The sequence below is a fragment of the Caulobacter sp. CCNWLW153 genome (assembly GCF_036889365.1).
GTDB classification, from domain to species: domain Bacteria; phylum Pseudomonadota; class Alphaproteobacteria; order Caulobacterales; family Caulobacteraceae; genus Caulobacter; species Caulobacter radicis.
In genome coordinates this window covers 1-21,073 of the sequence record NZ_JBAKFV010000028.1, presented here as the reverse complement: position 1 = coordinate 21,073, position 21,073 = coordinate 1, and the positions used below count along the sequence as shown (strand labels likewise).

Here is a 21,073-nt window from a genome sequence, read left to right as displayed (position 1 = left end):
CATGGTGATGGTCGCCTCTCCCGACGAATGCCGCGACTTCCTGGCCGCCCATCCGCAGGTGAAGTACGTCGAGGTGTTCTTCACCTCGATGACCGGCGTGCCGCGCGGCAAGCGCCTGCGGGTGCATGAGCTGCAGGCGATCTACGACTACGGCCGGTTCCTGCCGGGCTCGATCCTGGTGGTCGACACCGTGGGCGCCGACTGCGAGGAGACGGGCCTGGTGTGGGAGGACGGCGACGCCGACCGCCGCGCGCGGCCCGTGCCGGGGACGCTGACCCTGGCCCCATGGCTGGGTCCCGACGTCGCGCAGGTGATGCTGTCGCTGTACGAGCTGGACGGGACGCCCAACGACCTCGACCCGCGCCACGTGCTGCAACGGGTGCTGGACCGCTACGCCGCCGACGGCCTCACCCCGGTCGCGGCCTGCGAGCTGGAATACTATCTGGTCGACATCGAGCGGGGCCCCGGCGGCGAGCTTCTACCCGCCAAGTCGGTGCTGACCGGCCAGCGGCCGACCGGCATCCAGGTCTACGGCCTGCCGGAACTGGAGGCCAACGCCCCGTTCCTGCGCGAGCTGTGGGACACCGCCGACGTGCTGGGCGTGCCCCTGGAAGGCGCGATCTCGGAATTCGCTCCGGCCCAGGTGGAGCTGACCCTCAAGCACAAGCCCGACGCGCTGAGGGCCGCCGACGACGCGGTGCTCTACAAGCGCGCCGCCAAGGGGGTGGCGCTGCGTCACGGCTGCGAGGCGACCTTCATGGCCAAGCCCTGGGCCGACAAGGCGGGCAACGGCTTCCATGTGCATGTCAGCTTCAACGACGCGGGCGGAAACAACCTGTGCGCCGCCGAGGATCCGGAAGGCTCCGACCTGCTCAGGCACGCCATCGGCGGCATGAAGGCGCTGCTGGGCGAGGGGATGGCGATCCTGGCGCCCAACGCCAACAGCTATCGCCGCTTCAAGGCCAATTCCTACGCGCCCGTCGCCCCGACCTGGGGCGTCAACAACCGCACCGTCAGCCTCCGCGTGCCGGCCGGCCCGGCGCCGACACGGCACGTGGAGCACCGCGTGGCCGGGGCCGACGGCAACCCGTACCTAGTGATGGCCACGCTGCTGGCGGCGGCGCACCACGGCATCACCAACAAAATCGATCCGGGCCCGGCGGTGGTCGGCGACGGCTATGCCGCCGCGGCCAAGGAGAACGTGCGCCTGCCGTCCAACTGGTTTGCCGCCGTCGACCTCTTCGAGAAGTCCGACGTGCTGGCCGATTACCTGGGGGCGCGGTTCGTCGAGATGTTCGTGTCGGTGAAGCGCACCGAGCAGGCGCGGTTCTTCGAGGTGGTCGGGCAGCTCGACTATGACTGGTATCTGCGCAACGCCTGACGGCATGGCGCTGGGAGTAAGCTTTGGGTTGAACCGGCGGCGGGGAAGGGGCCTCGTCCGCTTCATGCGAACGAAAGAGGGAGTTTCGAGGCCATGAGCACCAACCACTTCCGGGGGGCCTCGCGCCGCTCGCTGCTGACCGCGTTCGGCGCGGCGGCCATCGGCCTGTCGTTCACCGCCTGCGGCGAGAAGCCCGCGCCGTCCGAGGGCGGCGAAGAGGCCAAGCTGAACTTCTACAACTGGGACACCTATATCGGCGAGACCACGCTGGGCGACTTCAAGAAGGCCAGCGGCGTCGACGTGAACATGAGCCTGTTCGCGACCAACGACGAACTGTTCGCCAAGTTGAAGGCCGGCAATCCGGGCTTCGACGTCATCGTGCCGTCCAACGAGTTCGTCACCCGCATGGCCCAGGCCGGCATGCTGGAGGCGCTGGACCACGCCAAGGTTCCCAACATCAAGAACATCGACCCGACCTTCATGAACCCGGACTTCGACCCGGGCCGGAAGTTCTCGCTGCCCTATACCTGGCTGGTGCTGGGCATCGGCTATCGCAAGAGCAAGGTCAAAGGCGTTCCCGACAGCTGGAAGTGGCTGTTCGACAGCAACCAGTATGCCGGCAAGATCGCCCTGCTGTCGGAAAGCGCCGACCTGGTGCGCCTGTCGGCCAAGTACCTGGGCCATTCGGTCAACGACATCCCGGCCGACATGCTGCCGAGGATCGAGCAGATGCTGATCAAGCAGAAGCCGTTCGTGAAGGCCTTCCACGACGACAACGGCCAGGACCTGCTGCTGTCGGGCGAGGTGGATGTCGTGCTCGAATACAACGGCGACATCGCCCAGGCGATGAAGGACGACGACGACGTCGACTTCGTGGTGCCCAAGGAAGGGTCGTTGATCAACTCGGACTGCCTGTGCATCCCCAAGGGCGCGCCGCGGCCGAACAACGCCCACAAGTTCATCAACTACCTGCTGGACGCCCAGGCCGGCGCCGAGATCAGCAAGACCATCCTCTATCCGACGCCCAACGCGGCGGCCAAGGCGCTGATGCCGGACGACTACAAGAACAATCCCGTGATCTTCCCGCCGGCCGCCATCATGGCCAAGTGTGAGTATGGGGCCTTCGAGGGGGCGGAAAAGGCCAGCCTCTACGAGGAGATCATCACCCGCGTGCGGGCGGCGTAGACGCCGGAGATCCTCCCCCTCTGGGGGAGGTGGCCCGGAGGGCCGGAGGGGGGACGTTTTCAGCTTCCGCTGAGCGCCTCGCCCTCGCAGCCACACCCCCCTCCGTCGGCTTCGCCGACACCTCCCCCAGAGGGGGAGGATCTTGGAGCGCCAAATGGAACAGAGCTGGAAGAAGGCCAAGGCGGTGTTCGCCGCCGCGCTGGGACCGCCGCTGGTCTGGCTGGTGGTGTTCTTCGTCGCGCCGATGGCGATCGTCTGGGCCTACAGCTTCGGCCATAACGTGGGCCTGACCGAGATCTCGTTCACCGGCACGATCGCCAACTACGCCCGCGCGCTGGAGCCGCTGTACCTGAAGATCTTCGTCAAGTCGGCCTGGGTGGCGGCGCTGACCACGGCCCTGTGCCTGGTGATCGGCTTCCCGGTGGCGCTGGCGATCACCTTCGCCTCGCAGAAGGCCAAGACCTGGCTTTTGCTGCTGGTCATGCTGCCGTTCTGGACCAACCTTCTGGTCCGCACCTACGCCCTGATCGCGGTGCTGCGCACCGAGGGCTACGTCAACCAGACCTTCGAGTGGTTCTGGAACATCGGCGGCAAGGTCGCGCCGCTGGGCGCCTACCAGCCGCTGGAGCTGCTGCACAACAACTTCGCGGTGATCCTGGGCCTCGTCTACGTGCACCTGCCGTTCATGGTGCTGCCGCTCTATTCGGCGCTGGATCGGCTGGACAAGTCGCTGCTTGAAGCGAGCCTGGACCTGGGCGCAGGGCACCTGCGCACCCTGTTCCGCATCGTCGTGCCCCTGGCCCTGCCCGGCATCGCGTCTGGCGTGCTGATCACCTTCATCCCGGCGCTGGGCGCCTACCTGACGCCCGACCTCCTGGGCGGCCCCGACAGCCAGATGATCGCCAACGTCATCGAGCGCCAGTTCAAGCGCGCCAACGACTGGCCGTTCGGCGCGGCCCTGTCGTTCCTGCTGATGTACCTGACCTTCATCGCCATCGCCGTGCAGGCGATGTTGTCGAAGGGCCGGAAGAAGGAGGGCGTGGGATGATCTCGCCGCTTCTTTCTTCTCCCTCCCCCTTTGATGGGGGAGGGGCAGGGGTGGGGGTGACCCCGTCGGCGGGCCTGGGCCTGGCCGCGCCACATCCTGAAACGCCGCTGTCACCCCCATCCCCGGCCCTTCCCCCATCGAGGGGGAAGGGGGAGGCTTTCCGATGAGCCGCAAGTCGCCGCCCGGGCCTCTCGAATACCTGCGCCGCTGGCCGATCCGGCTGTGGCTGCTGGCGGTGGGGGTGTTCCTATATGCGCCGCTGATCGCCCTGATGGCGTTCAGTTTCAACGACAGTCGGCGCAACATCGTCTGGAAGGGCTTCACGCTCAAATATTACGAGAAGGCCTTCAACAACGACGGCCTGATCGAGGCCTTCGCCAACAGCCTGACGATCGCGGCGGTCTCGACCCTGCTCAGCGTCGTGCTGGGCGCGCTGGTGGCGCTGGCCCTGTGGCGGTTCCGGTTTCCGGGCAAGACGGTGGTGGACGGGGCGCTGGCCCTGCCGATCGTGGTGCCCGAGATCTGCATGGGCGTGGGCATGCTGGTGTTCTTCGCCAAGGTGCTGCCCTGGCCGCAGGGGCTGGTGTGGCCGCTGAACCTGGGCGCGATCATCATCGCCCACGTGACCTTCTCGTTCCCGTTCGTGGCGGTGGTGGTCAGAGCCCGCATGGCCAGCTTCAACCGCGAACTGGAAGAGGCCGCGCGTGATCTCGGAGCCGGCGAGTTCCGCACCATCAAGGACGTGATCCTGCCGCACATGACCCCGTCGCTGGTGGCGGGCGCGCTGCTGGCCTTCACGCTGAGCCTGGACGACTTTGTCATCACCTTCTTCACGGCCGGGCCCGACACCGTGACCTTCCCGGTGAAGGTCTATTCGATGGTGCGTTTCTCGGTGACGCCCGAGGTCAACGCGGCCTCGACCATCCTGATCGTACTGACCGTGATCCTGACCGCCGTGGCGCTGAAACTGCAGGGCGATCCGGCGGCGACGGCCGGGGCGCATGGGGGGGACAAGGCATGATGTTCGCCGCACTGGAGCCTCCCCCCTTGGGGGAGGCGGCCGAAGGCCGGTGGGGGGAAGTTCTCAGCTTCCGCGGGGGTGGAAGTTCCGCAGTCACGCCCCCCACCGATCGCTGCGCGATCGCCTCCCCCACAGGGGGAGGTTCCTCGTGGGCCGAGGAGCCCAGGCCGCTGACGTTTTCGGGGGGAATGACGAAGTGACCGAAACCAAACCCATCATCACCTTCGAGAATGTCACCAAGCGCTTCGGCAAGCTGGCGGCGGTCGACAACGTGTCGCTGAGCATCGAGGAGGGCGAGTTCTTCGCGCTGTTGGGGCCGTCCGGCTGCGGCAAGACCACCCTGCTGCGCATGCTGGCCGGGTTCGAGACGCCCACCGAGGGCAGGATCCTGATCGACGGCCAGGACATCTCGAACGTGCCGCCGAACAAGCGGCCGGTGAACATGGTGTTCCAGTCCTACGCGGTGTTTCCGCACATGACCGTGGCCGACAACGTCGCCTACGGCCTCAAGGTCGACCGGGTGGGCAAGGCCGAGCGCGACCGGCGGGTCGAGGAGGCGCTGGAGCTGGTGCAACTGGGTGGCCTTGGCCAGCGCAAGCCCGACCAGCTGTCGGGCGGCCAGCGCCAGCGGGTGGCCCTGGCCCGGGCGCTGGTGAAACGTCCGCGCGTGCTGCTGCTGGACGAGCCGCTTTCGGCCCTGGACGCCAAGCTGCGCGAGCAGATGCGCACCGAGCTGTGCACCCTGCAGGAGAAGGTGGGCATCACCTTCATCATGGTCACCCACGACCAGGACGAGGCCCTGGCCCTGGCGAGCCGCTGCGCGGTGATGAGCAAGGGACTGCTGCAGCAGGTGGCCACGCCCAACGACCTCTACGAGTTTCCCAACAGTCGCCTGGTGGCCGACTTCATCGGCAGCGTGAACCTGTTCGAGGGCGTGCTGGCGGTGGACGAACCGAGCCACGCGGTGATCCGTTCGCCGGGCCTGCCGACCGACATCTTCCTCGACCACGGGGTGACCGGACCGCGCGGCGGCGCGGTGTGGGCGGCGATCCGGCCCGAGAAGATCGAGCTGCACAAGCGCCCCGACGGCGGCGAGCCGCCGAACATGGGCGATGCGCCCAAGGGCGCCAACGCGGTGGCGGGCGTCATCAGGCACGAGGCCTATCTGGGCGGGGTGTCGACCTACGAGGTGGAAATAGAGGGAGGGCGCCGCGTGAAGGTGCAGCGCCCCAACCTGACCCGCTGGGACCAGGAGGACTTCCGGCTGGGCGAGGCGGTATGGATCGCCTGGCACGCCTGCTCGCCGGCGGTGCTGCTGTCGTGATGTCATGAGACCCGTCGCCGGCGTCATCTGCTGCACCCGCACCGTCGGGATCGAGCCGGCTCAGGCGGTGATGAACCGCTATGTCGAAGGCGTGATGAAGTATGCCGACGCCGCGACGCTGCTCGTGCCGTCGACGCCCGGACTGATGAAGGCCTCGGAGGTCGCCGCGCGGCTGGACGGGCTGATGCTGACCGGCAGCCCGTCGAACCTGGATCCGGCCTTCTACGACGAGGCGGTGGAGGATGCGCCGGGGCCCTTCGACCGCGATCGCGACGTCATGACCCGCGACCTGATCAAGGCCATGCTGGACCTGGGCCGGCCGGTGTTCGGGGTGTGCCGGGGCTTCCAGGAGATCAACGTCGCCTTCGGCGGCACCCTGCGGCGGGACATGGCGACCAGCGTCGAGCTGATCGCCCACCACGCGCCCGACGAGGTCGACTTCAACGGCATGTTCGACCATCGCCACCCGGTCGACCTGACCCCCGGCGGGGTGCTGGCCAGCGCCTTCGAGGTCGAGCGGGCGGTGGTCAATTCAGTGCACTACCAGGGCGTCGACCGGCTGGGCGAGGGCCTGTCGGTAGAGGCCAGGGCGCAGGACGGCGTCGTCGAGGCGGTGTCGGCCAGCATCAACGGCGCGCCGGTGCTGGCCGTGCAGTGGCATCCGGAATGGAAGCCGGAGGAGAACGCCCAGTCGCAGGCTTTCTTCAGTCTCTTTGGCCAGGCCTTGCGAGGTGAATTCGAGTTTCCCCTCCCCCTTGATGGGGGAGGGGCCAGGGGTGGGGGTGGTTACGGCGGTTCGGTTCGCGCCGGACCCTGAACCGCTGTCACCCCCATCCCCGACCCTTCCCCCATCAAAGGGGGAAGGGAGAGAAAAGAAAGACATCGAGGAAGAGCAACCATGACCGCCACCCTCCGCAACCACGACATCGCCGAACTCAAGCGCCTGGACCTGGCCCACCACCTGCCGGCCCAGGCCGACCACAAGGTCATCGCCGAGCAGGGCGGCAGCCGGATCATCACGCGGGCCGAGGGCGTCTACATCCATGACGGTGAGGGCCACAGGATCCTCGACGGCATGGCCGGGCTGTGGTGCGTCAATGTCGGCTACGGCCGCACCGAGTTGGCCCAGGCGGCCTACGACCAGATGCTGGAGCTGCCGTACTACAACACCTTCTTCAAGACGGCGACGCCGCCGCCGATCGAGCTGGCCGCCAAGATCGCGCAGAAGATGGGCGGGCATCTGTCCCACGTCTTCTACAACTCGTCGGGATCGGAGGCGAACGACACGGTCTTCCGGCTGGTGCGCCACTATTGGAAGCTGAAGGGCGAGCCCAGCCGCACCGTCTTCATCAGCCGCTGGAACGCCTATCACGGCTCGACCGTGGCCGGCGTCAGCCTGGGCGGCATGAAGCACATGCACCGCCAGGGCGACCTGCCGATCGCCGGCGTCGAGCACGTGATGCAGCCCTACCTGTTCGGCGACGGCTTCGGCGAGGACCCGGCCGCCTTCCGCGACCGGGCGGTGAAAGCGATCGAGGACAAGATCCTCGAGGTCGGCCCCGAGAACGTCGCGGCCTTCATAGGCGAACCGGTGCAGGGCGCGGGCGGTGTGATCATCCCGCCGGACGGCTACTGGCCGGCGGTCGAGGCCCTGTGCCGCAAGTACGGGATCCTGCTGGTCTGCGACGAGGTGATCTGCGGCTTCGGGCGCCTGGGCGCCTGGTTCGGCCATCAGCACTACGGCATCAAGCCCGACCTGATCGCCATGGCCAAGGGCTTGTCGTCCGGCTACCTGCCGATCAGCGCCGTGGGCGTGGCCGACCACATCGTCGCCGAGTTGCGCGAGAAGGGCGGCGACTTCATCCACGGCTTCACATACTCCGGCCACCCGACCGCGGCGGCGGTGGCGCTCAAGAACATCGAGATCATGGAGCGCGAGGGCCTGGTCGAGCGCACCCGCGACGAGACCGGCCCCTATCTGGCCCAGGCGCTGGCCAGTCTGAACGACCATCCGCTGGTGGGCGAGACCCGCTCGCTGGGCCTGATCGGCGCGGTCGAGATCGTGCGCGAGAAGGGGACCAACCACCGCTTCCTCGACAAGGAGGGCGAGGCCGGGCCGATCGTGCGGGATCTCTGCATCAAGAACGGCCTGATGGTCCGCGCCATCCGCGACAGCATCGTCTGCTGCCCGCCCCTGATCATCACCAAGGCCGAGATCGACGAACTGGTGGGGATCATCAGGAGGTCGCTCGACGAGGCCGAGCCGGTGCTGCGGACGCTGAAGCCGAAGGAGGGCGAGGGGTGAACATCGGTATCACTGTGAAACTGTGATACTGTGAGATCATGAAGAACATCACAGTCTCCATCGACGAAGAGACCTATCGGCGCGCCCGTATCAAGGCCGCCGAGCAGGACACCTCTGTGTCGGCCATGGTGCGAAAGTTCCTGGTCGAGGTGGCGCAGGACGAGAGCGAGTTCGAGCGGCTGAAACGGCGCGAGGCGGAGTTGCGGACGAAAATCCGGGGCTTCCGCGCCGCCGATAATGTGCCGCGCGACGAACTCTATCGGCGTGGGGAGTAGGTGGCGGTCTTCTTCGACACCAACGTGCTGATCTATTCGATCAGCGAGGCGCCGGACGAGGAGGCCAAGCGCGAGGCGGCGCGGGCCTTGCTAGACCGTGTCGACGGCGTTCTGTCGGTGCAGGTGCTGCAAGAGTTTTACGTGCAGGCCACGCGTTCGTCGCGGCCGGGCCGGCTGGCGACGGAAGACGCGGCGGAATTCATTCGAACCTGGACCCGCTTCAAGGTGCAGGACAACACCCTGGCCGTGTTGCTCTCGGCACTGGAGATCAAGGAACGCTACGGCTTTTCCTACTGGGACAGCGCCGTGATCGCGGCCGCCTGCGCAGCCGGCTGCACCGAACTTTTCACCGAGGACCTTTCGCACGGCCAAGTCGTCGAAGGCGTCCGCATCATTAATCCGTTCCACTAGCCCAAACTTCAGCAAGCGCGAGGAGCGCCCTCATGAAGCCCAAGCACAAGAAGAACCACGACGGTCCCAAGGTCACACGGGGGGTCAAGACGCTGGACGAGGCCCAGTCCTGGTTCCGCAGCCAGAACATCGAGGAGATCGAGTGCGTCGTGCCCGACCTGGCCGGGGTGGCTCGCGGCAAGATCATGCCGGTGCGCAAGTTCCTGGGGACCCCGTCGATGAACCTGCCGCTGGCGGTGTTCTACCAGACCATCACCGGCGACTTTCCCGAGTTCGAGGGGGCGGTGAACGGCGTGCAGGCCGACACCGACATCTTCCTGACCCCCGACCTGGCCACCCTGGCCACAGTGCCCTGGGCCCAGGACCCGACGGCCCAGGTGATCCACGACGCCTTCCACCCCGACGGCCGGCCGGTGGAGGAAAGCCCCCGCCAGGTGCTGCGCCGGGTGCTGTCGCTGTATCGCGAGAAGGGCTGGAGCCCGATCGTGGCGCCGGAGATCGAGTTCTATCTGGTCGAGAAGAACATCGACTGGGACTATCCGCTGAAGCCGCCGGTCGGCCGGTCGGGCCGGCCCGAGAGCGGTCGCCAGGGCTACTCGATCAGCGCGGTCAACGAGTTCGACGCCCTGTTCGAGGACATGTACGAATATTCCGAGCGCCAGGGCCTGGAGATCGACACCCTGATCCACGAGAGCGGGGTGGCGCAGATGGAGATCAACCTGCGCCACGGCACGCCGCTGGAACTGGCCGACCAGGTGTTCATGATGAAGCGCACCATCCGCGAGGCGGCGATGGAGCACGACATCTACGCCACCTTCATGGCCAAGCCGATGGCCGGCGAGCCGGGTAGCGCCATGCACGTGCACCAGTCGATCCTGACCGAGGACGGCGACAACCTGTTCTCGGATCCGAAGACGGGCGAGGCGACGCCGTCCTTCTATGCCTTCATCGCGGGGCAGCAGCGCTACCTGCCGGCGATCATGGCCATCCTGGCGCCCTACGTGAACAGCTACCGCCGCATCGCCCGCGACAGCGGCGCGCCGGTCAACACCCAGTGGGGCTACGACAACCGCACCTGCGGCCTGCGCGTGCCGCCGTCCGATCCGGCCAACCGCCGGGTCGAGAACCGCATCCCCTCGTCGGACGCCAATCCGTACCTGGCCATCGCCGCCGTGCTGGCCTGCGGCTATCTGGGCATGATCCAGAACCTGGCGCCGACCGCGCCAGTGGAGATCGACGCCAGCGCGCGGGGCATCGAACTGCCGCGCAGCCTGCTGGAGTCGGTGACGCTGTTCGAGGAGGCCAAGCCCCTGGCCGACATCCTCGGCGCCACCTTCTGCACGGCCTACGCCCGGGTGAAGCAGGCCGAGTACGAGACCTTCATGCGCACCATCAGTCCCTGGGAGCGGGAGTTCCTGCTGCTGAATGTTTAGGCGGCGTTTCGCACCTTCTCCCAGAGGGAGAAGGCGGGGCCCGCCGCGTAGCGGTGGGAGGATGAGGGGTTACGCCTTTGGCCGGCGTGCCGGCACGACGGCGGGCGCCGTCACCCCTCACCCTCCCATGCTGCGCATGGGCCCCTCCCTCTCCCCTCCGGGAGAGGGGCCATGAATCTCGGCCACCCCGCCACCTCCTGGTATGCCGCCACGGCCACCCCGTTCGACCCGTTGCCGGCCCTCGACGGCGACGCCTTCGCCGACGTCTGCGTGGTGGGAGCGGGCTACACCGGACTGGGCGCCGCGCTGGAACTGGCCTCGCGCGGGGTGTCGGTCGTCGTGCTGGAGGCCGCCCAGGTCGGGTCGGGCGCCTCGGGCCGCAACGGCGGCCAGGCGCACATGGGCCAACGCAACGACCAGGCGTGGCTGGAGAAGGCGGTGGGCCGCGACGACGCCCTCCTGCTGTGGAAGATGGCGCTGGACGCCCGCTCGCATCTGGCCGCGACGATCGCCGAGCACGCCATCGCCTGCGATTTCACGCCGGGCATGATCCACGCTCGCCACAGGCCGCGCGGGGAGGGCGAGGACCTCGACCACATCGAATTCATGGCCGACCGCTACGGCTATCACGAGCTGGAGCCGATCGACGAAGACGCGCTGGCGCAAGAGCTGGGCACGAGCGTCTATCATGGCGGCGTGCGCGACAACGGCGGCGGCCACCTGCACCCGCTGAACCTGGCCCTGGGCCTGGCGAAGGCGGCCATGGCCAAGGGGGCGGTGATCCACGAGCGAAGCCGCGCCCGCGAGTGGCGGCGCGAGGGCGGGAAGATCGTGGTCGAGACGGCGGCGGGGCGGGTGTTGTGCGACCAGCTGATCCTGACCGGCGACGGCTATCTGGACGAACTGGCCGGCCCGCAGGCCCGCGCCCGGGTGATGCCGATCAATAACTTCGTGCTCGCGACCGAACCCTTGGGCGAGCGCGCCGAGAGGATCATCCACTCGAACGCCGCCGTGGCCGACAGCCGCTTCGTCGTGAACTATTTCCGCAAGAGCCCGGACGGCCGGCTGCTGTTCGGCGGCGGCGAGAACTATCGCCCGGGTTTTCCGCCGGACCTGCCGGGCTTCGTGCGCCGGCACATGCTGAAGATCTATCCCGACCTGGCCGACGTGAAGGTGACTCACGCCTGGGGCGGGACGCTGGGGATCACCGTGCACCGCGCGCCTTACGTGCGCGAACTGGCTCCGGGCGTGCGGGTGGCGGCCGGCTATTCGGGGCAGGGGGTGATGCTGGCGCCGTGGTTCGGCAAGCTGCTGGCCGACGCGGCCCTGGGCGAGACGGCCGGGGTGGATCTGCTGTCTCGCCTGCCGACGCCGCCGTTCCCCGGCGGCCGCCTGCTGCGCTGGCCGCTGACGGTGGCGGGCCTGTCCTGGTACGCGCTGCGCGACCGGCTATAGGGCCTTGGATTTGGCCCGCAGCGACAGGCAGTAGCCGATCGTCAGGACGAGGCCCGCCAGGATCGCGCCGCAGCCGCCCACGACCGCCACCTCGAAGGGCGCGAAGGCCCAGAGGCCGGCATAGACCAGCCCGCTCAGGGCCATCGACCAGCCGCCGACCCGATGGACCCGCCGCGCCCAGGCGCTGGGGACGAACCGCTTGGGCATGCGGTTGCCGAACCAGGCGACCATCAGGCCGATGGCCCCCATGACCAGCCGGTTGACGGTGTCGGTGTCGATATAGCCCAGCTTGCGGGCCAGGCTGGCGGCCAGGGCCAGGACGACGATGCCGACGCCCCAGGCAAGATCGGCGACCACTTCCTTCTTCATTCCGCAACCTCCTGCCTGGACGCCGGCATGTGCTCGCCGACGCCGAACGAGTGGACGAAGCCCAGCAGCGCCTCTTCGAGCACCGAGAGCTTCAGGTGGTAGATCACCGACTTGCCGGCCTTTTCGGCGTGCACAAGGTCGGCTTCCCGCAGCACCGCGAAGTGAGCCGACATGGTCGGCTTGGAGACGTCGAACTGATCGGCGAGCTCGCCGGCGCTCAGCGGCCCCTTGCGCAGGAGCTGCAGCACCCGCCGGCGGGTGGGATCGGAGAGGGCCTTGAACACCTGGCTCATGATAAGACGATTAGCTAATCATCGAAATGAGTCAAGCGATGGTTGGCTTCGACCGGCTTGCCGCGCTAACACCCCGTCATGGCGCGAACCAAGCTGAACCCTGAATTCGAGATCGAAGTCGACGGCGAGACCTATGTCTGGCGGCTGCAACGCACGCCGCACTGGTCGAAGGACCCGACCGAGCGGCACGGCATGGCCATCGCCGTGCACCATGTCGAGGGCAAGCGCGAGGTCGTCATCGAGTTTCCGCCCGGCGAACAGCCGCGCTACGGCGCGCCGCAGCTGAAGACCGAGCAGGTGCCCAGGAAGCTGGTGGCCACCGCGATCGCCTCGGCCGTGGCGGCCGGCTGGGAGCCCTGGTCGCGCGGCAAGCCGGTGATCATCGCCGTGGACGCGAACGGGGGCTGAGGGCGAGAGCCTGCTCGTATCGAGGAAACCTGCATGATCTTTCTGGGCAAGTCCGAATGCTCGATCTGCGGGCAGGTGCTGCGGGACGGCGACGACCTGGTTTCCACGACCCACTTCATCCACGACAGCGCCCATCCGCTTTGGCGGTTCTCCGATACCGGCATGCACCGGGCCTGTTTCATCGGCTGGGAGCACGCGGCGGCGTTCCGGGAGGCCTTCGATACGCTATGGCCGCGGGCCGCTCCCCGCCATCCGCGGAAGATGCTGGCGGACGGATCGATCGTCGAGGTTTGACGGCCTGGAGCTGGCGACCAATTGACACCCGCCCACCGGCGTTCTCCGATGCTCATCGTAGAAAGCGTGGCGGGGTCGAATGCAGGGTCAGGTTTCGGAGCCGACGGGCAGTCTGGCCGATGCGCTGGGCCACGCCATGCGCATGCTGTCGCGTGATCCGCAGCTGGCGCGCGAGCAGGCCCTGGCGATTCTGGAAGCCGTTCCCCGTCATCCCGGCGCGACCCTGATCCTGGCCGCGGCCCTGCGGCTGTCGGGCGATGCGAGCGCGGCCCTGCCGGTGATCGATCCCCTGTCGCGAGTTCTGTCCAATGCGCCTGACGTGCAGCTGGAGCATGGCCTCGTGCTGCTGGACCTGGGCCGCACCCAGGAGGCGTTGGCGGCGCTGCGGCGGGCGACTTCGCTGGATTCCAAGCTCGGCGAGGCCTGGCGTGCGCTGTCGGTGGGGCTGACGGTGCTGGGCGACCTGGTCGGCGCGCAGGCGGCCGGCGACCGGCAGGTGCAGGCCTCGGTGCGCGAGCCGGCATTGATCGCGGCGGCCACGGCCCTGGTCGAGGGCAGGCTGCCGGAAGCCGAGCACGGCCTGCGGGCCTATCTGGCGACCCGGCCCGATGAGCCGGCGGCGCTGCGGATGCTGGCCGAGGTGGCCGCGCGGCTGGGCCGTTATGAGGACGCCGAGCGGATCCTGACCCAGACCCTGGCCTTCGCGCCGGGCTTCACGGCCGCGCGGCACAACCTGGCCACCTTGCTCTATCGCCAGAACAAGACCCTGGAGGCGCTGGGCCAGCTCGACCTGCTGCAGGCCGCCGACCCGCGCCATCCGGCCTATGCCAACCTGCGCGCGGCCGCCCTGGTGCGGATCGGCGAGTACGAGGCGGCGACGGCGATCTATCGCGAGGTGCTCGCGCGTCACCCCCATCAGCCCAAGGGCTGGATGAGCTATGGCCATGCGCTGAAGACCCTGGGCCGGCGGGCCGAGTGCGAGGGCGCCTATCGCAGGGCCGTCGAGCAGGCGCCGATGCTGGGCGAGGCCTGGTGGAGCCTGGCCAACCTCAAGACCCTGCGGTTCTCCGACGACGACTTCGCCGTCATGGAGGGCCAGCTGGCGAGCGCCGACCTGGCCGACGAGGATCGCTTCCACCTGCACTACGCCCTGGGCAAGGCGCTGGAGGACGCCGGGCGGTACGAGGAGAGCTTCGGCCACTACGCCAGGGGCGCGGAGCTGCGCCGCATCCAGATCCGCTACGACGCCGACGAGACCACGGCCCATGCGGCCCGCAGCAAGGCGCTGCTGACGCCCGCCTTCTTCGCCGAGCGGCGTGGCTGGGGCGCGGCTGGGGCCGATCCGATCTTCGTCGTCGGCCTGCCGCGTTCGGGCTCGACCCTGATCGAGCAGATCCTTGCCAGCCACTCGCAGGTCGAGGGCACGATGGAACTGCCCGACGTCATCGCCATCGCCAAGCGTCTGGGCGGGCGGCGAGGCGAGGGGCTCTATCCCGAGGCGCTGGCGACGCTGGACGCCGAGGCCCTGCGGGCGCTGGGCGAGGAGTATCTCGAGCGCACGCGGGTGCAGCGCAAGACGAACCGGCCGTTCTTCGTCGACAAGATGCCCAACAACTTCGCCCACGCCGGGCTGATCCACCTGATGCTGCCCAACGCCAGGATCATCGACGCGCGCCGCCATCCGCTGGGCTGCTGCTTCTCGGGCTTCAAGCAGCACTTCGCGCGCGGCCAGACCTTCAGCTACGGCCTGGAGGACATCGGCCGCTACTACGCCGACTACGTGGACCTGATGGCGCACTTCGACGCGGTGCTGCCGGGGCGGGTGCACCGGGTGATCTACGAGGACATGGTCCAGGACCCGGAGGGCCAGATCCGGCGGCTGCTGGACCATTGTGGCCTGCCGTTCGAGGACGCGTGCCTGAATTTCCACCAGAACGACCGCGCCGTGCGCACCGCCAGCTCCGAGCAGGTGCGCCAGCCGATTTTCAAGGACGGGGTCGACCAGTGGCGCAACTATGAGCCGTGGCTCGACCCGCTGAAGGCGGCGCTGGGGCCCGTGCTGGCCGCCTATCCGGACGCGCCTGTTATTTGACCACCGGAAGACGGCGCTGCCGTTTTTGCAACAGTCCGGTGAATTGCGCGACCGCCAAGCTTTGCCGGATTGTCGGACTCACGACATTGGAAGAACGTCGTTCTCTCTGGGGCCAAGGAGTGAACACGTGTCGATTAGGCGTTCAAAAACAATGCGGTCGGGCCTGCTGGTCACGGCCCTGATGTCGAGCAGCGCGCTTTGTGGGGCCGCGCTGGCGCAGGAGGGCGGGGTCGCTCTGGAAGAGGTGGTGGTCACCGCCCAGAAGCGCTCGGAGAACCTGCAGGACGTGCCGGTCAGCATCCAGGCGCTGGGCCAGGCCAAGCTGGAGCAGCTGGAGGTCGCCGATTTCGCCGACTACGTGAAGTTCCTCCCCAGCGTGTCCTTCCAGGGCTCGGGGCCGGGCTTCAACCAGGTCTACATGCGGGGCGTGGCCAGCGGCGGCGACGGCAACCACTCCGGCTCGCTGCCCAGCGTGGGCATCTATCTGGACGAGCAGCCGATCACCACGATCCAGGGCGCGCTCGACGTCCACGTCTATGACATCGAGCGGGTCGAGGCGCTGGCCGGGCCGCAGGGCACGCTGTATGGCGCCAGCTCGCAGGCCGGCACCATCCGCATCATCACCAACAAGCCCAGCACCGCGGGCTTCAAGGCCGGCTACAACATCGAGCTGAACAAGGTCGAGGCTGGCGGCACGGGCTACGTGGCCGAGGGCTTCGTCAACCAGCCGCTGTCGGACACCGTGGCCGTGCGCATGGTCGGCTGGAGCAAGCGCGACGCCGGCTATATCGACAACGTGCCCTCGACGCGGACCTATCCGACCTCGGGCGTGACCATCGACAACGACGGCGTCACCAGGAAGAACTACAACGAGGTCGAGACCCACGGCGCCCGCGCGGCGGTGAAGGTCGAGCTGGGCGAGAACTGGACGATCACGCCCCAGGTCATGGGCCAGGTGCAGAAGTCGGGCGGCTTCTTCGGCTTCGACCCCGACATCGGCGACCTGAAGGTCAGCCACTACTATCCGGAAAGCTCGGACGACCGCTGGTGGCAGGCGGCGATGACCGTCGAGGGCAAGATCAGCAACCTCGACATCGTCTATGCCGGTTCGTACCTGCAGCGCACGACCGACACCGAGCAGGACTACACCGACTACTCGTTCTTCTACGACACGCTGTACGGCTACGGCGCCTACTGGACCGACGACGCCGGCAACCCGGTGGATCCGTCGCAATACATCCAGGGCAAGGACCGCTACAACCGCATCAGCCACGAACTGCGGGTCAGCTCGCCGCAGGAAAAGCGCCTGCGCTTCGTCGCCGGCCTGTTCTACCAGCGCCAGGCGCACGGCATCCACCAGGACTACAAGATCGACGCCCTGGGCGAGTCGCTGTCGCCGGCGGGCCATCCGGGCACGATCTGGCTGACCGAGCAGAAGCGCGTCGACCGCGACAAGGCCGCCTTCGGCGAAGTGTCGTTCGACATCCTGCCCAGCCTGACGGCCACGGCCGGCATCCGCTTCTTCGAAGCCGACAATTCGCTGGTCGGCTTCTACGGCTACGGGGCGGGCTACGGCTCGACCGGCGAGCGGGCCTGCTTCAAGGGGCCGGTTATCTCCGGCTCGCCCTGCACCAACCTCGACAAGCGGGTGAAGGAGACGGGCAACACGCCCAAGCTGACCCTCACCTACAAGATCGACCCGGCCAAGCTGGTCTACGCGACCTATTCGGAAGGCTACCGGCCGGGCGGCATCAATCGCCGCGGCACGCTGCCGCCCTACCTGTCGGACTACCTGAAGAACTACGAGCTGGGCTGGAAGACCAGCTGGGCCCAGAACCGCTTCCGCTGGAACGGCGCGGTCTATCTGGAGAAGTGGAACAAGTTCCAGTTCTCGATCCTGGGGGCCAACGGCCTGACCGAGATCAAGAACGCCAACGAGGCCGAGATCAAGGGCGCGGAAACCGACCTGACCATCGCGGTCGCCGAGGGCTTCACCGTCAACGCCGCGGCCGCCTACACCGACGCCAAGCTGACGGCCAACTACTGCGGGGCCACCGACAGCGCCGGCGTGCCGATCACCGACTGCCCGGTCGGCTCGGTCGACTTCCCCGACGGTCCGCAGGCGCCCAAGGGCACGCGGCTGCCGATCACGCCGAAGTTCAAGGCCAACCTGACCGCCCGCTACGAGTTCGACTGGAAGGACTTCGACACCTTCGTGCAGGCCTCGGCGGTGGGGCAGACCTCGTCCTATTCCGACCTGCGCACCGTCGAGGCGGCGATCCTGGGCAAGCAGGAAGGCTACATCACCTTCGACGTGTCGACGGGGCTTGCGCGCGACAGCTGGTCGCTGGCGGCCTTCATCACCAACCTGACGGACGAGCGAGCCAGCACCAGCCGGTTCGTGCAGTGCGCAGAGGCGGTCTGCGCCGACAAGGTCTACGTCATCCCCAACCAGCCCCGGACCTTCGGCCTGCGGTTCGGCCAGAAGTTCTGATCGCCGACGGATGGCGCGCCGCCTCCGCCTCGCGGCGGGGGCGGTTGCGCGGCCAGGGCGGGGGTGAAAGCATGGCCATATGAGTAGTTCGTCGCCCAAGGCCCTCGGCTTCTGGATGTGCAGCGCCCTGGTCGTGGGCAACATGATCGGCTCCGGCGTGTTCATGCTGCCCGCGTCGCTCGCCCCCTACGGCTGGAACGGGGTGCTGGGCTGGATCATCACCATCGCCGGCGGCCTTTGCCTGGCCTTCGTCTTCGCCCGTCTGTCGGCGGCCCTGCCACGCGAGGGCGGGCCCTATGCCTACACCCAGGAGGCGTTCGGGCGGACGGCGGGCTTCGTCGTGGCCTGGGCCTACTGGATCTCGCTGTGGGTGGGCAACGCGGCCATCGCCACCGGCGCGGTCAGCTACCTGTCGGTCCTGGTCCCGGCCATCGCCAAGACGCCCGGCCTGCACGCCCTGGTCACCCTGGCCCTGATCTGGGGTCTGATCGGGGTCAACTGCCTGGGCGCGCGCCTGGCCGGCGAGGTGCAGGTGGTGACCACGGTGCTCAAGCTCCTGCCGCTGGCGGCGGTGCTGGGCCTGTCGGTCTGGCTGCTGGGCCGCGACGGCGCGGCGGCTGTCACCGCGCCGCTGGACACCACGCAACTGGGCGGCCCCGGCCTCGTCGCCGCCTCGGCCCTGACGCTGTGGGCGTTGCTGGGCCTGGAGTCGGCCACCGTGCCAGCCGACAAGGTCAAGGATCCGGCCCGCACCATCCCGCGCGCCACCCTGTTCGGCGCGGCCTTCACCGGCGTCGTCTACCTCCTGGTCTGCTCGGCGGTGGTGCTGCTTTCGCCCCCCGACGCCCTGAAGGCCTCCAACGCCCCGATGGCCGAGTTCATCGGCCGGTTCTGGGGCTCGGGCGCGGCCATGGCCGTGGCCGCCTTCGCCGCCATCAGCGCCTTCGGGGCCCTGAACGGCTGGGTGCTGCTGCAAGGCGAGATGCCCTACGCCATGGCCAGGGGCGGGGTGTTTCCGGCCATGCTGGCCAAGTCGTCCAGCCGCGGAACGCCGGTGCGGGCGCACCTGGTCTCGGGCCTGTTCCTGACGGTGCTGGTGGCGATCAACTACGCCAAGTCGATGGCCGACCTCTTCACCTTCATCGCCCTGCTAGCCACCACGGCCTCGCTGTTCACCTATCTGGCCTGCGCGCTGGCGGCGCTGAAGCTGCAGCGGGACGGCCTGGTTCCGGGCTCGCGGCTCTTGACCGTGGTGGCGATCCTGGCCGGGCTCTACGCGATCTTCACCCTGTTCGGGGCGGGCAGGGAGGCCGTGATGTGGGGCCTGGTGCTGCTGGTCGCGGGCCTTCCCGTCCATCTCCTGATGCGCCGGACGGCGCGCACCTGAGGGCCGCTTCATGATCCCGCGCTCGATCCTGGCCGCCGGCGTCGCCGGCCTCGCTCTGCTGGCGGCCGGCGCCGCTGTCGCACAGGTCTCCTACGTGCGGGCCGGCAAGCTGGTCGATCCGGCAGCGGGCAAGGTTCTGACCGATCGGCTGATCCGCATCGAGGGCGAGCGGATCACGGCGGTGACCGCCTGGACCGGCGCGCCGGCCGACGGGCCGGTGCGCGACTGGTCGGGCCTGACCGTGCTGCCCGGCCTGGTCGACATGCACACCCACATCGTCGACCAGGAGCAGACCGAGAACATCGCCGAGCCGCTGCTGACCACGGCCGCAGAGCAGGCCTATATCGGCGCGGCCCATGCGCGCGCGACCCTGATGGCCGGCTTCACCAGCGTGCGCGACGTCGGGACCTGGCGGGCGTTCGGCGACGTCGCGCTGAGGGACGCCATCGACAAGGGCCTGGTTCCGGGGCCGCGCATGTCGGTGGCCGGGGCCTATGTGACGACGCCGGGCGGCGGCGGGGAGGTGACCGGCATCGCCGCCGATGTCGGCATCCCGCCTGAGATGCGCCGTGGCGTCGTGCAGGACGTGGCCGACACCCACCGCAAGACCCGCGACATCCTGGTGCACGGCGCCGATTTCCTGAAGCTGATCGCCACCGGCGCGGTGTTGACCGTCGGCACCGAGCCTGGCCAGCTGGAGCTTTCCAAGGAGGAGATCGAGGCCGCCGTCGAGGAGGCCGCCAAGCGCGGGACCTACGCCACCGCCCACGCCCACGGGGCCGAGGGGATCAAGGTGGCGGTCCGGGCCGGCGTGCGCTCGATCGAGCACGGCTCGCTGATCGACGACGAGGGGATCGCCCTGATGAAGGCCCGGGGCGCCTGGCTGGTCGCCGACATCTACAACGGCGACTACATCGACGAGATCGGCACGAAGAACGGCTGGCCGGCCGAGACCCTGCGCAAGAACCGCGAGACCACGGACGCCCAGCGCGAGGGTTTCCGCAAGGCGGTGAAGGCCGGGGTGCGCATCGCCTACGGCACCGACGCCGGGGTCTATCCGCACGGCCTGAACGCCCGGCAGCTGCCTTACATGGTCCGCTATGGCATGACGCCGATGCAGGCGATCCAGTCGGCGACGACCAGCGCGGCGGCCTTGATGGGCAAGGAAAAGGACGTCGGCTGCGCCCAGGCCGGCTGCTTCGCCGACCTGATCGCGGTGAAGGGCGATCCGCTGGCCGATGTCGGGGTGTTGGCCGATGTGGCCAAGGTGATGAAGGGCGGCGTCGTCCACAAGGGCGAGGTGTTGCCGCAGAATTAACCGTTTTACCGCCGGCGCGGGTCGTGCATTGTGCGCCGCAACTCGATGTTGCTGTGCAGCATTGAAACAGCTGTCGCGAAGCGGTCCGTGGGGGAAAGCTGGCGTCAGCCTCGATGCAGGAGCCTCCCCATGGCCGACTCGAACCACTACTACGTCCGTCCCGTCGCCGGCGTCTGGCACGTGACCTGGAACGACTCGCCCGACCTGATCAGCTCGTGCCCCAGCCAGCACGAAGCCGTCGCCCTGGCCCAGCTGCTGGCCCGCCACATGACGAGCCAGGGCCGCTACGCCGAAGTGCACGTGGCCGAGCCGGAAGCGCGCCGCCCGAGCTGGGGCCGCAAGGGCCTGGCCGCCGCCGCCGCGGTCGCCGCCTGATCCTTCCATTCGAATCTAGGCCGACTTGAAGCCGCTCCGATCCGTCGGGGCGGCTTTTTTCTTGTCTTGGCTCCTCCCCCGCCTGCGGGGGAGGGGGACCACGAAGTGGTGGAGGGGGCGAGACTGGACGCTGTGCCGGCCGGGGGGGGGGGGGGGGGGGGGGGGGGGGGGGGGGGGGGGGGGGGGGGGGGGGGGGGGGGGGGGG

20 protein-coding genes are annotated in these 21,073 nt (G+C 68.4%); 18 read left to right on the top strand and 2 right to left on the bottom strand.

Annotation, left to right across the window (positions count from 1 at the left end; genetic code table 11):
* Nucleotide 1 precedes the first annotated feature (1 nt).
* The 11 genes from V6S85_RS26120 to V6S85_RS26065 all read left to right on the top strand — a co-directional run bounded on the left by V6S85_RS26120 (nt 2) and on the right by V6S85_RS26065 (nt 11,838).
* Complete coding sequence (locus V6S85_RS26120) at nt 2-1,381, top strand: glutamine synthetase family protein (protein ID WP_334350751.1); 1,380 nt, start codon at nt 2-4, stop codon at nt 1,379-1,381.
* A gap of 93 nt (nt 1,382-1,474) precedes the next feature.
* Entirely contained in the window at nt 1,475-2,566 is a 1,092-nt protein-coding gene (locus tag V6S85_RS26115) for an ABC transporter substrate-binding protein (RefSeq protein WP_116565033.1), read from the top strand.
* A gap of 142 nt (nt 2,567-2,708) precedes the next feature.
* The gene (locus V6S85_RS26110) at nt 2,709-3,614 is read left to right on the top strand and encodes an ABC transporter permease (protein ID WP_165828721.1); all 906 of its coding nucleotides are present in this window, start codon (nt 2,709-2,711) and stop codon (nt 3,612-3,614) included.
* 163 nt (nt 3,615-3,777) lie between these two features.
* Nucleotides 3,778-4,635, top strand: coding sequence for an ABC transporter permease (locus tag V6S85_RS26105; RefSeq protein ID WP_116565036.1), 858 nt, complete (start codon nt 3,778-3,780; stop codon nt 4,633-4,635).
* A 196-nt stretch (nt 4,636-4,831) separates the two neighbouring features.
* On the top strand, nt 4,832-5,959 hold the full coding sequence (locus V6S85_RS26100) for an ABC transporter ATP-binding protein (RefSeq protein ID WP_116565038.1): 1,128 nt from the start codon (nt 4,832-4,834) through the stop codon (nt 5,957-5,959).
* A gap of 4 nt (nt 5,960-5,963) precedes the next feature.
* The gene (locus V6S85_RS26095; RefSeq protein WP_334350750.1) at nt 5,964-6,776 is read left to right on the top strand and encodes a gamma-glutamyl-gamma-aminobutyrate hydrolase family protein; all 813 of its coding nucleotides are present in this window, start codon (nt 5,964-5,966) and stop codon (nt 6,774-6,776) included.
* Nucleotides 6,777-6,857: 81 nt separating this feature from the next.
* The gene (locus V6S85_RS26090) at nt 6,858-8,264 is read left to right on the top strand and encodes an aspartate aminotransferase family protein (protein ID WP_334350749.1); all 1,407 of its coding nucleotides are present in this window, start codon (nt 6,858-6,860) and stop codon (nt 8,262-8,264) included.
* A gap of 38 nt (nt 8,265-8,302) precedes the next feature.
* On the top strand, nt 8,303-8,539 hold the full coding sequence (locus V6S85_RS26085) for a hypothetical protein (protein WP_116565044.1): 237 nt from the start codon (nt 8,303-8,305) through the stop codon (nt 8,537-8,539).
* A complete protein-coding gene (locus V6S85_RS26080) occupies nt 8,540-8,950 on the top strand; it encodes a PIN domain-containing protein (protein ID WP_334350748.1) in 411 nt (136 codons plus the stop codon).
* A gap of 32 nt (nt 8,951-8,982) precedes the next feature.
* Nucleotides 8,983-10,383, top strand: a complete 1,401-nt coding sequence (locus V6S85_RS26075; RefSeq protein WP_116565048.1) for a glutamine synthetase family protein — start codon at nt 8,983-8,985, stop codon at nt 10,381-10,383.
* Nucleotides 10,384-10,554: 171 nt separating this feature from the next.
* The gene (locus tag V6S85_RS26065; protein WP_334350747.1) at nt 10,555-11,838 is read left to right on the top strand and encodes an NAD(P)/FAD-dependent oxidoreductase; all 1,284 of its coding nucleotides are present in this window, start codon (nt 10,555-10,557) and stop codon (nt 11,836-11,838) included.
* Here V6S85_RS26065 and V6S85_RS26060 read toward each other — a convergent pair.
* On the bottom strand, nt 11,833-12,207 hold the full coding sequence (locus tag V6S85_RS26060) for an ammonium transporter (protein WP_207780691.1): 375 nt from the start codon (nt 12,205-12,207) through the stop codon (nt 11,833-11,835). The genes V6S85_RS26065 and V6S85_RS26060 overlap by 6 nt on opposite strands.
* On the bottom strand, nt 12,204-12,500 hold the full coding sequence (locus tag V6S85_RS26055; protein WP_334350746.1) for an autorepressor SdpR family transcription factor: 297 nt from the start codon (nt 12,498-12,500) through the stop codon (nt 12,204-12,206). Before V6S85_RS26055 ends, V6S85_RS26060 begins: the two co-directional genes overlap by 4 nt.
* A gap of 78 nt (nt 12,501-12,578) precedes the next feature.
* On the opposite strand from V6S85_RS26055, the gene V6S85_RS26050 reads away from it, so the two are divergent.
* The 7 genes from V6S85_RS26050 to V6S85_RS26020 all read left to right on the top strand — a co-directional run bounded on the left by V6S85_RS26050 (nt 12,579) and on the right by V6S85_RS26020 (nt 20,868).
* The gene (locus V6S85_RS26050; protein WP_116488094.1) at nt 12,579-12,908 is read left to right on the top strand and encodes a hypothetical protein; all 330 of its coding nucleotides are present in this window, start codon (nt 12,579-12,581) and stop codon (nt 12,906-12,908) included.
* A 33-nt stretch (nt 12,909-12,941) separates the two neighbouring features.
* Nucleotides 12,942-13,202, top strand: a complete 261-nt coding sequence (locus V6S85_RS26045) for a hypothetical protein (protein ID WP_334350745.1) — start codon at nt 12,942-12,944, stop codon at nt 13,200-13,202.
* A gap of 79 nt (nt 13,203-13,281) precedes the next feature.
* The gene (locus tag V6S85_RS26040; protein ID WP_334350744.1) at nt 13,282-15,294 is read left to right on the top strand and encodes a tetratricopeptide repeat-containing sulfotransferase family protein; all 2,013 of its coding nucleotides are present in this window, start codon (nt 13,282-13,284) and stop codon (nt 15,292-15,294) included.
* 151 nt (nt 15,295-15,445) lie between these two features.
* A complete protein-coding gene (locus V6S85_RS26035; RefSeq protein ID WP_116565057.1) occupies nt 15,446-17,788 on the top strand; it encodes a TonB-dependent receptor in 2,343 nt (780 codons plus the stop codon).
* Nucleotides 17,789-17,867: 79 nt separating this feature from the next.
* Nucleotides 17,868-19,175, top strand: coding sequence for an APC family permease (locus tag V6S85_RS26030; protein WP_334350743.1), 1,308 nt, complete (start codon nt 17,868-17,870; stop codon nt 19,173-19,175).
* A gap of 10 nt (nt 19,176-19,185) precedes the next feature.
* Nucleotides 19,186-20,493, top strand: a complete 1,308-nt coding sequence (locus V6S85_RS26025) for a Xaa-Pro dipeptidase (RefSeq protein ID WP_334350742.1) — start codon at nt 19,186-19,188, stop codon at nt 20,491-20,493.
* Between the two features lie 129 nt (nt 20,494-20,622).
* Nucleotides 20,623-20,868, top strand: coding sequence for a hypothetical protein (locus V6S85_RS26020; protein ID WP_334350741.1), 246 nt, complete (start codon nt 20,623-20,625; stop codon nt 20,866-20,868).
* The last annotated feature ends 205 nt before the right edge of the window (nt 20,869-21,073 follow it).

Excerpts from the sequence above, each read along its gene's own strand:
- V6S85_RS26045 (WP_334350745.1), top strand. The coding sequence starts at position 12,942 with ATGATCTTTCTGGGCAAGTCCGAATGCTCGATCTGCGGGCAGGTGCTG.
- V6S85_RS26050 (WP_116488094.1), top strand. The coding sequence starts at position 12,579 with ATGGCGCGAACCAAGCTGAACCCTGAATTCGAGATCGAAGTCGACGGC.
- V6S85_RS26105 (WP_116565036.1), top strand. The coding sequence starts at position 3,778 with ATGAGCCGCAAGTCGCCGCCCGGGCCTCTCGAATACCTGCGCCGCTGG.
- V6S85_RS26095 (WP_334350750.1), top strand. The coding sequence starts at position 5,964 with ATGAGACCCGTCGCCGGCGTCATCTGCTGCACCCGCACCGTCGGGATC.
- V6S85_RS26055 (WP_334350746.1), bottom strand. The coding sequence starts at position 12,500 with ATGAGCCAGGTGTTCAAGGCCCTCTCCGATCCCACCCGCCGGCGGGTG.
- V6S85_RS26115 (WP_116565033.1), top strand. The coding sequence starts at position 1,475 with ATGAGCACCAACCACTTCCGGGGGGCCTCGCGCCGCTCGCTGCTGACC.
- V6S85_RS26040 (WP_334350744.1), top strand. The coding sequence starts at position 13,282 with ATGCAGGGTCAGGTTTCGGAGCCGACGGGCAGTCTGGCCGATGCGCTG.
- V6S85_RS26085 (WP_116565044.1), top strand. The coding sequence starts at position 8,303 with ATGAAGAACATCACAGTCTCCATCGACGAAGAGACCTATCGGCGCGCC.
- V6S85_RS26090 (WP_334350749.1), top strand. The coding sequence starts at position 6,858 with ATGACCGCCACCCTCCGCAACCACGACATCGCCGAACTCAAGCGCCTG.
- V6S85_RS26060 (WP_207780691.1), bottom strand. The coding sequence starts at position 12,207 with ATGAAGAAGGAAGTGGTCGCCGATCTTGCCTGGGGCGTCGGCATCGTC.
- V6S85_RS26035 (WP_116565057.1), top strand. The coding sequence starts at position 15,446 with ATGCGGTCGGGCCTGCTGGTCACGGCCCTGATGTCGAGCAGCGCGCTT.
- V6S85_RS26065 (WP_334350747.1), top strand. The coding sequence starts at position 10,555 with ATGAATCTCGGCCACCCCGCCACCTCCTGGTATGCCGCCACGGCCACC.
- V6S85_RS26020 (WP_334350741.1), top strand. The coding sequence starts at position 20,623 with ATGGCCGACTCGAACCACTACTACGTCCGTCCCGTCGCCGGCGTCTGG.
- V6S85_RS26075 (WP_116565048.1), top strand. The coding sequence starts at position 8,983 with ATGAAGCCCAAGCACAAGAAGAACCACGACGGTCCCAAGGTCACACGG.
- V6S85_RS26025 (WP_334350742.1), top strand. The coding sequence starts at position 19,186 with ATGATCCCGCGCTCGATCCTGGCCGCCGGCGTCGCCGGCCTCGCTCTG.
- V6S85_RS26030 (WP_334350743.1), top strand. The coding sequence starts at position 17,868 with ATGAGTAGTTCGTCGCCCAAGGCCCTCGGCTTCTGGATGTGCAGCGCC.
- V6S85_RS26120 (WP_334350751.1), top strand. The coding sequence starts at position 2 with ATGGTGATGGTCGCCTCTCCCGACGAATGCCGCGACTTCCTGGCCGCC.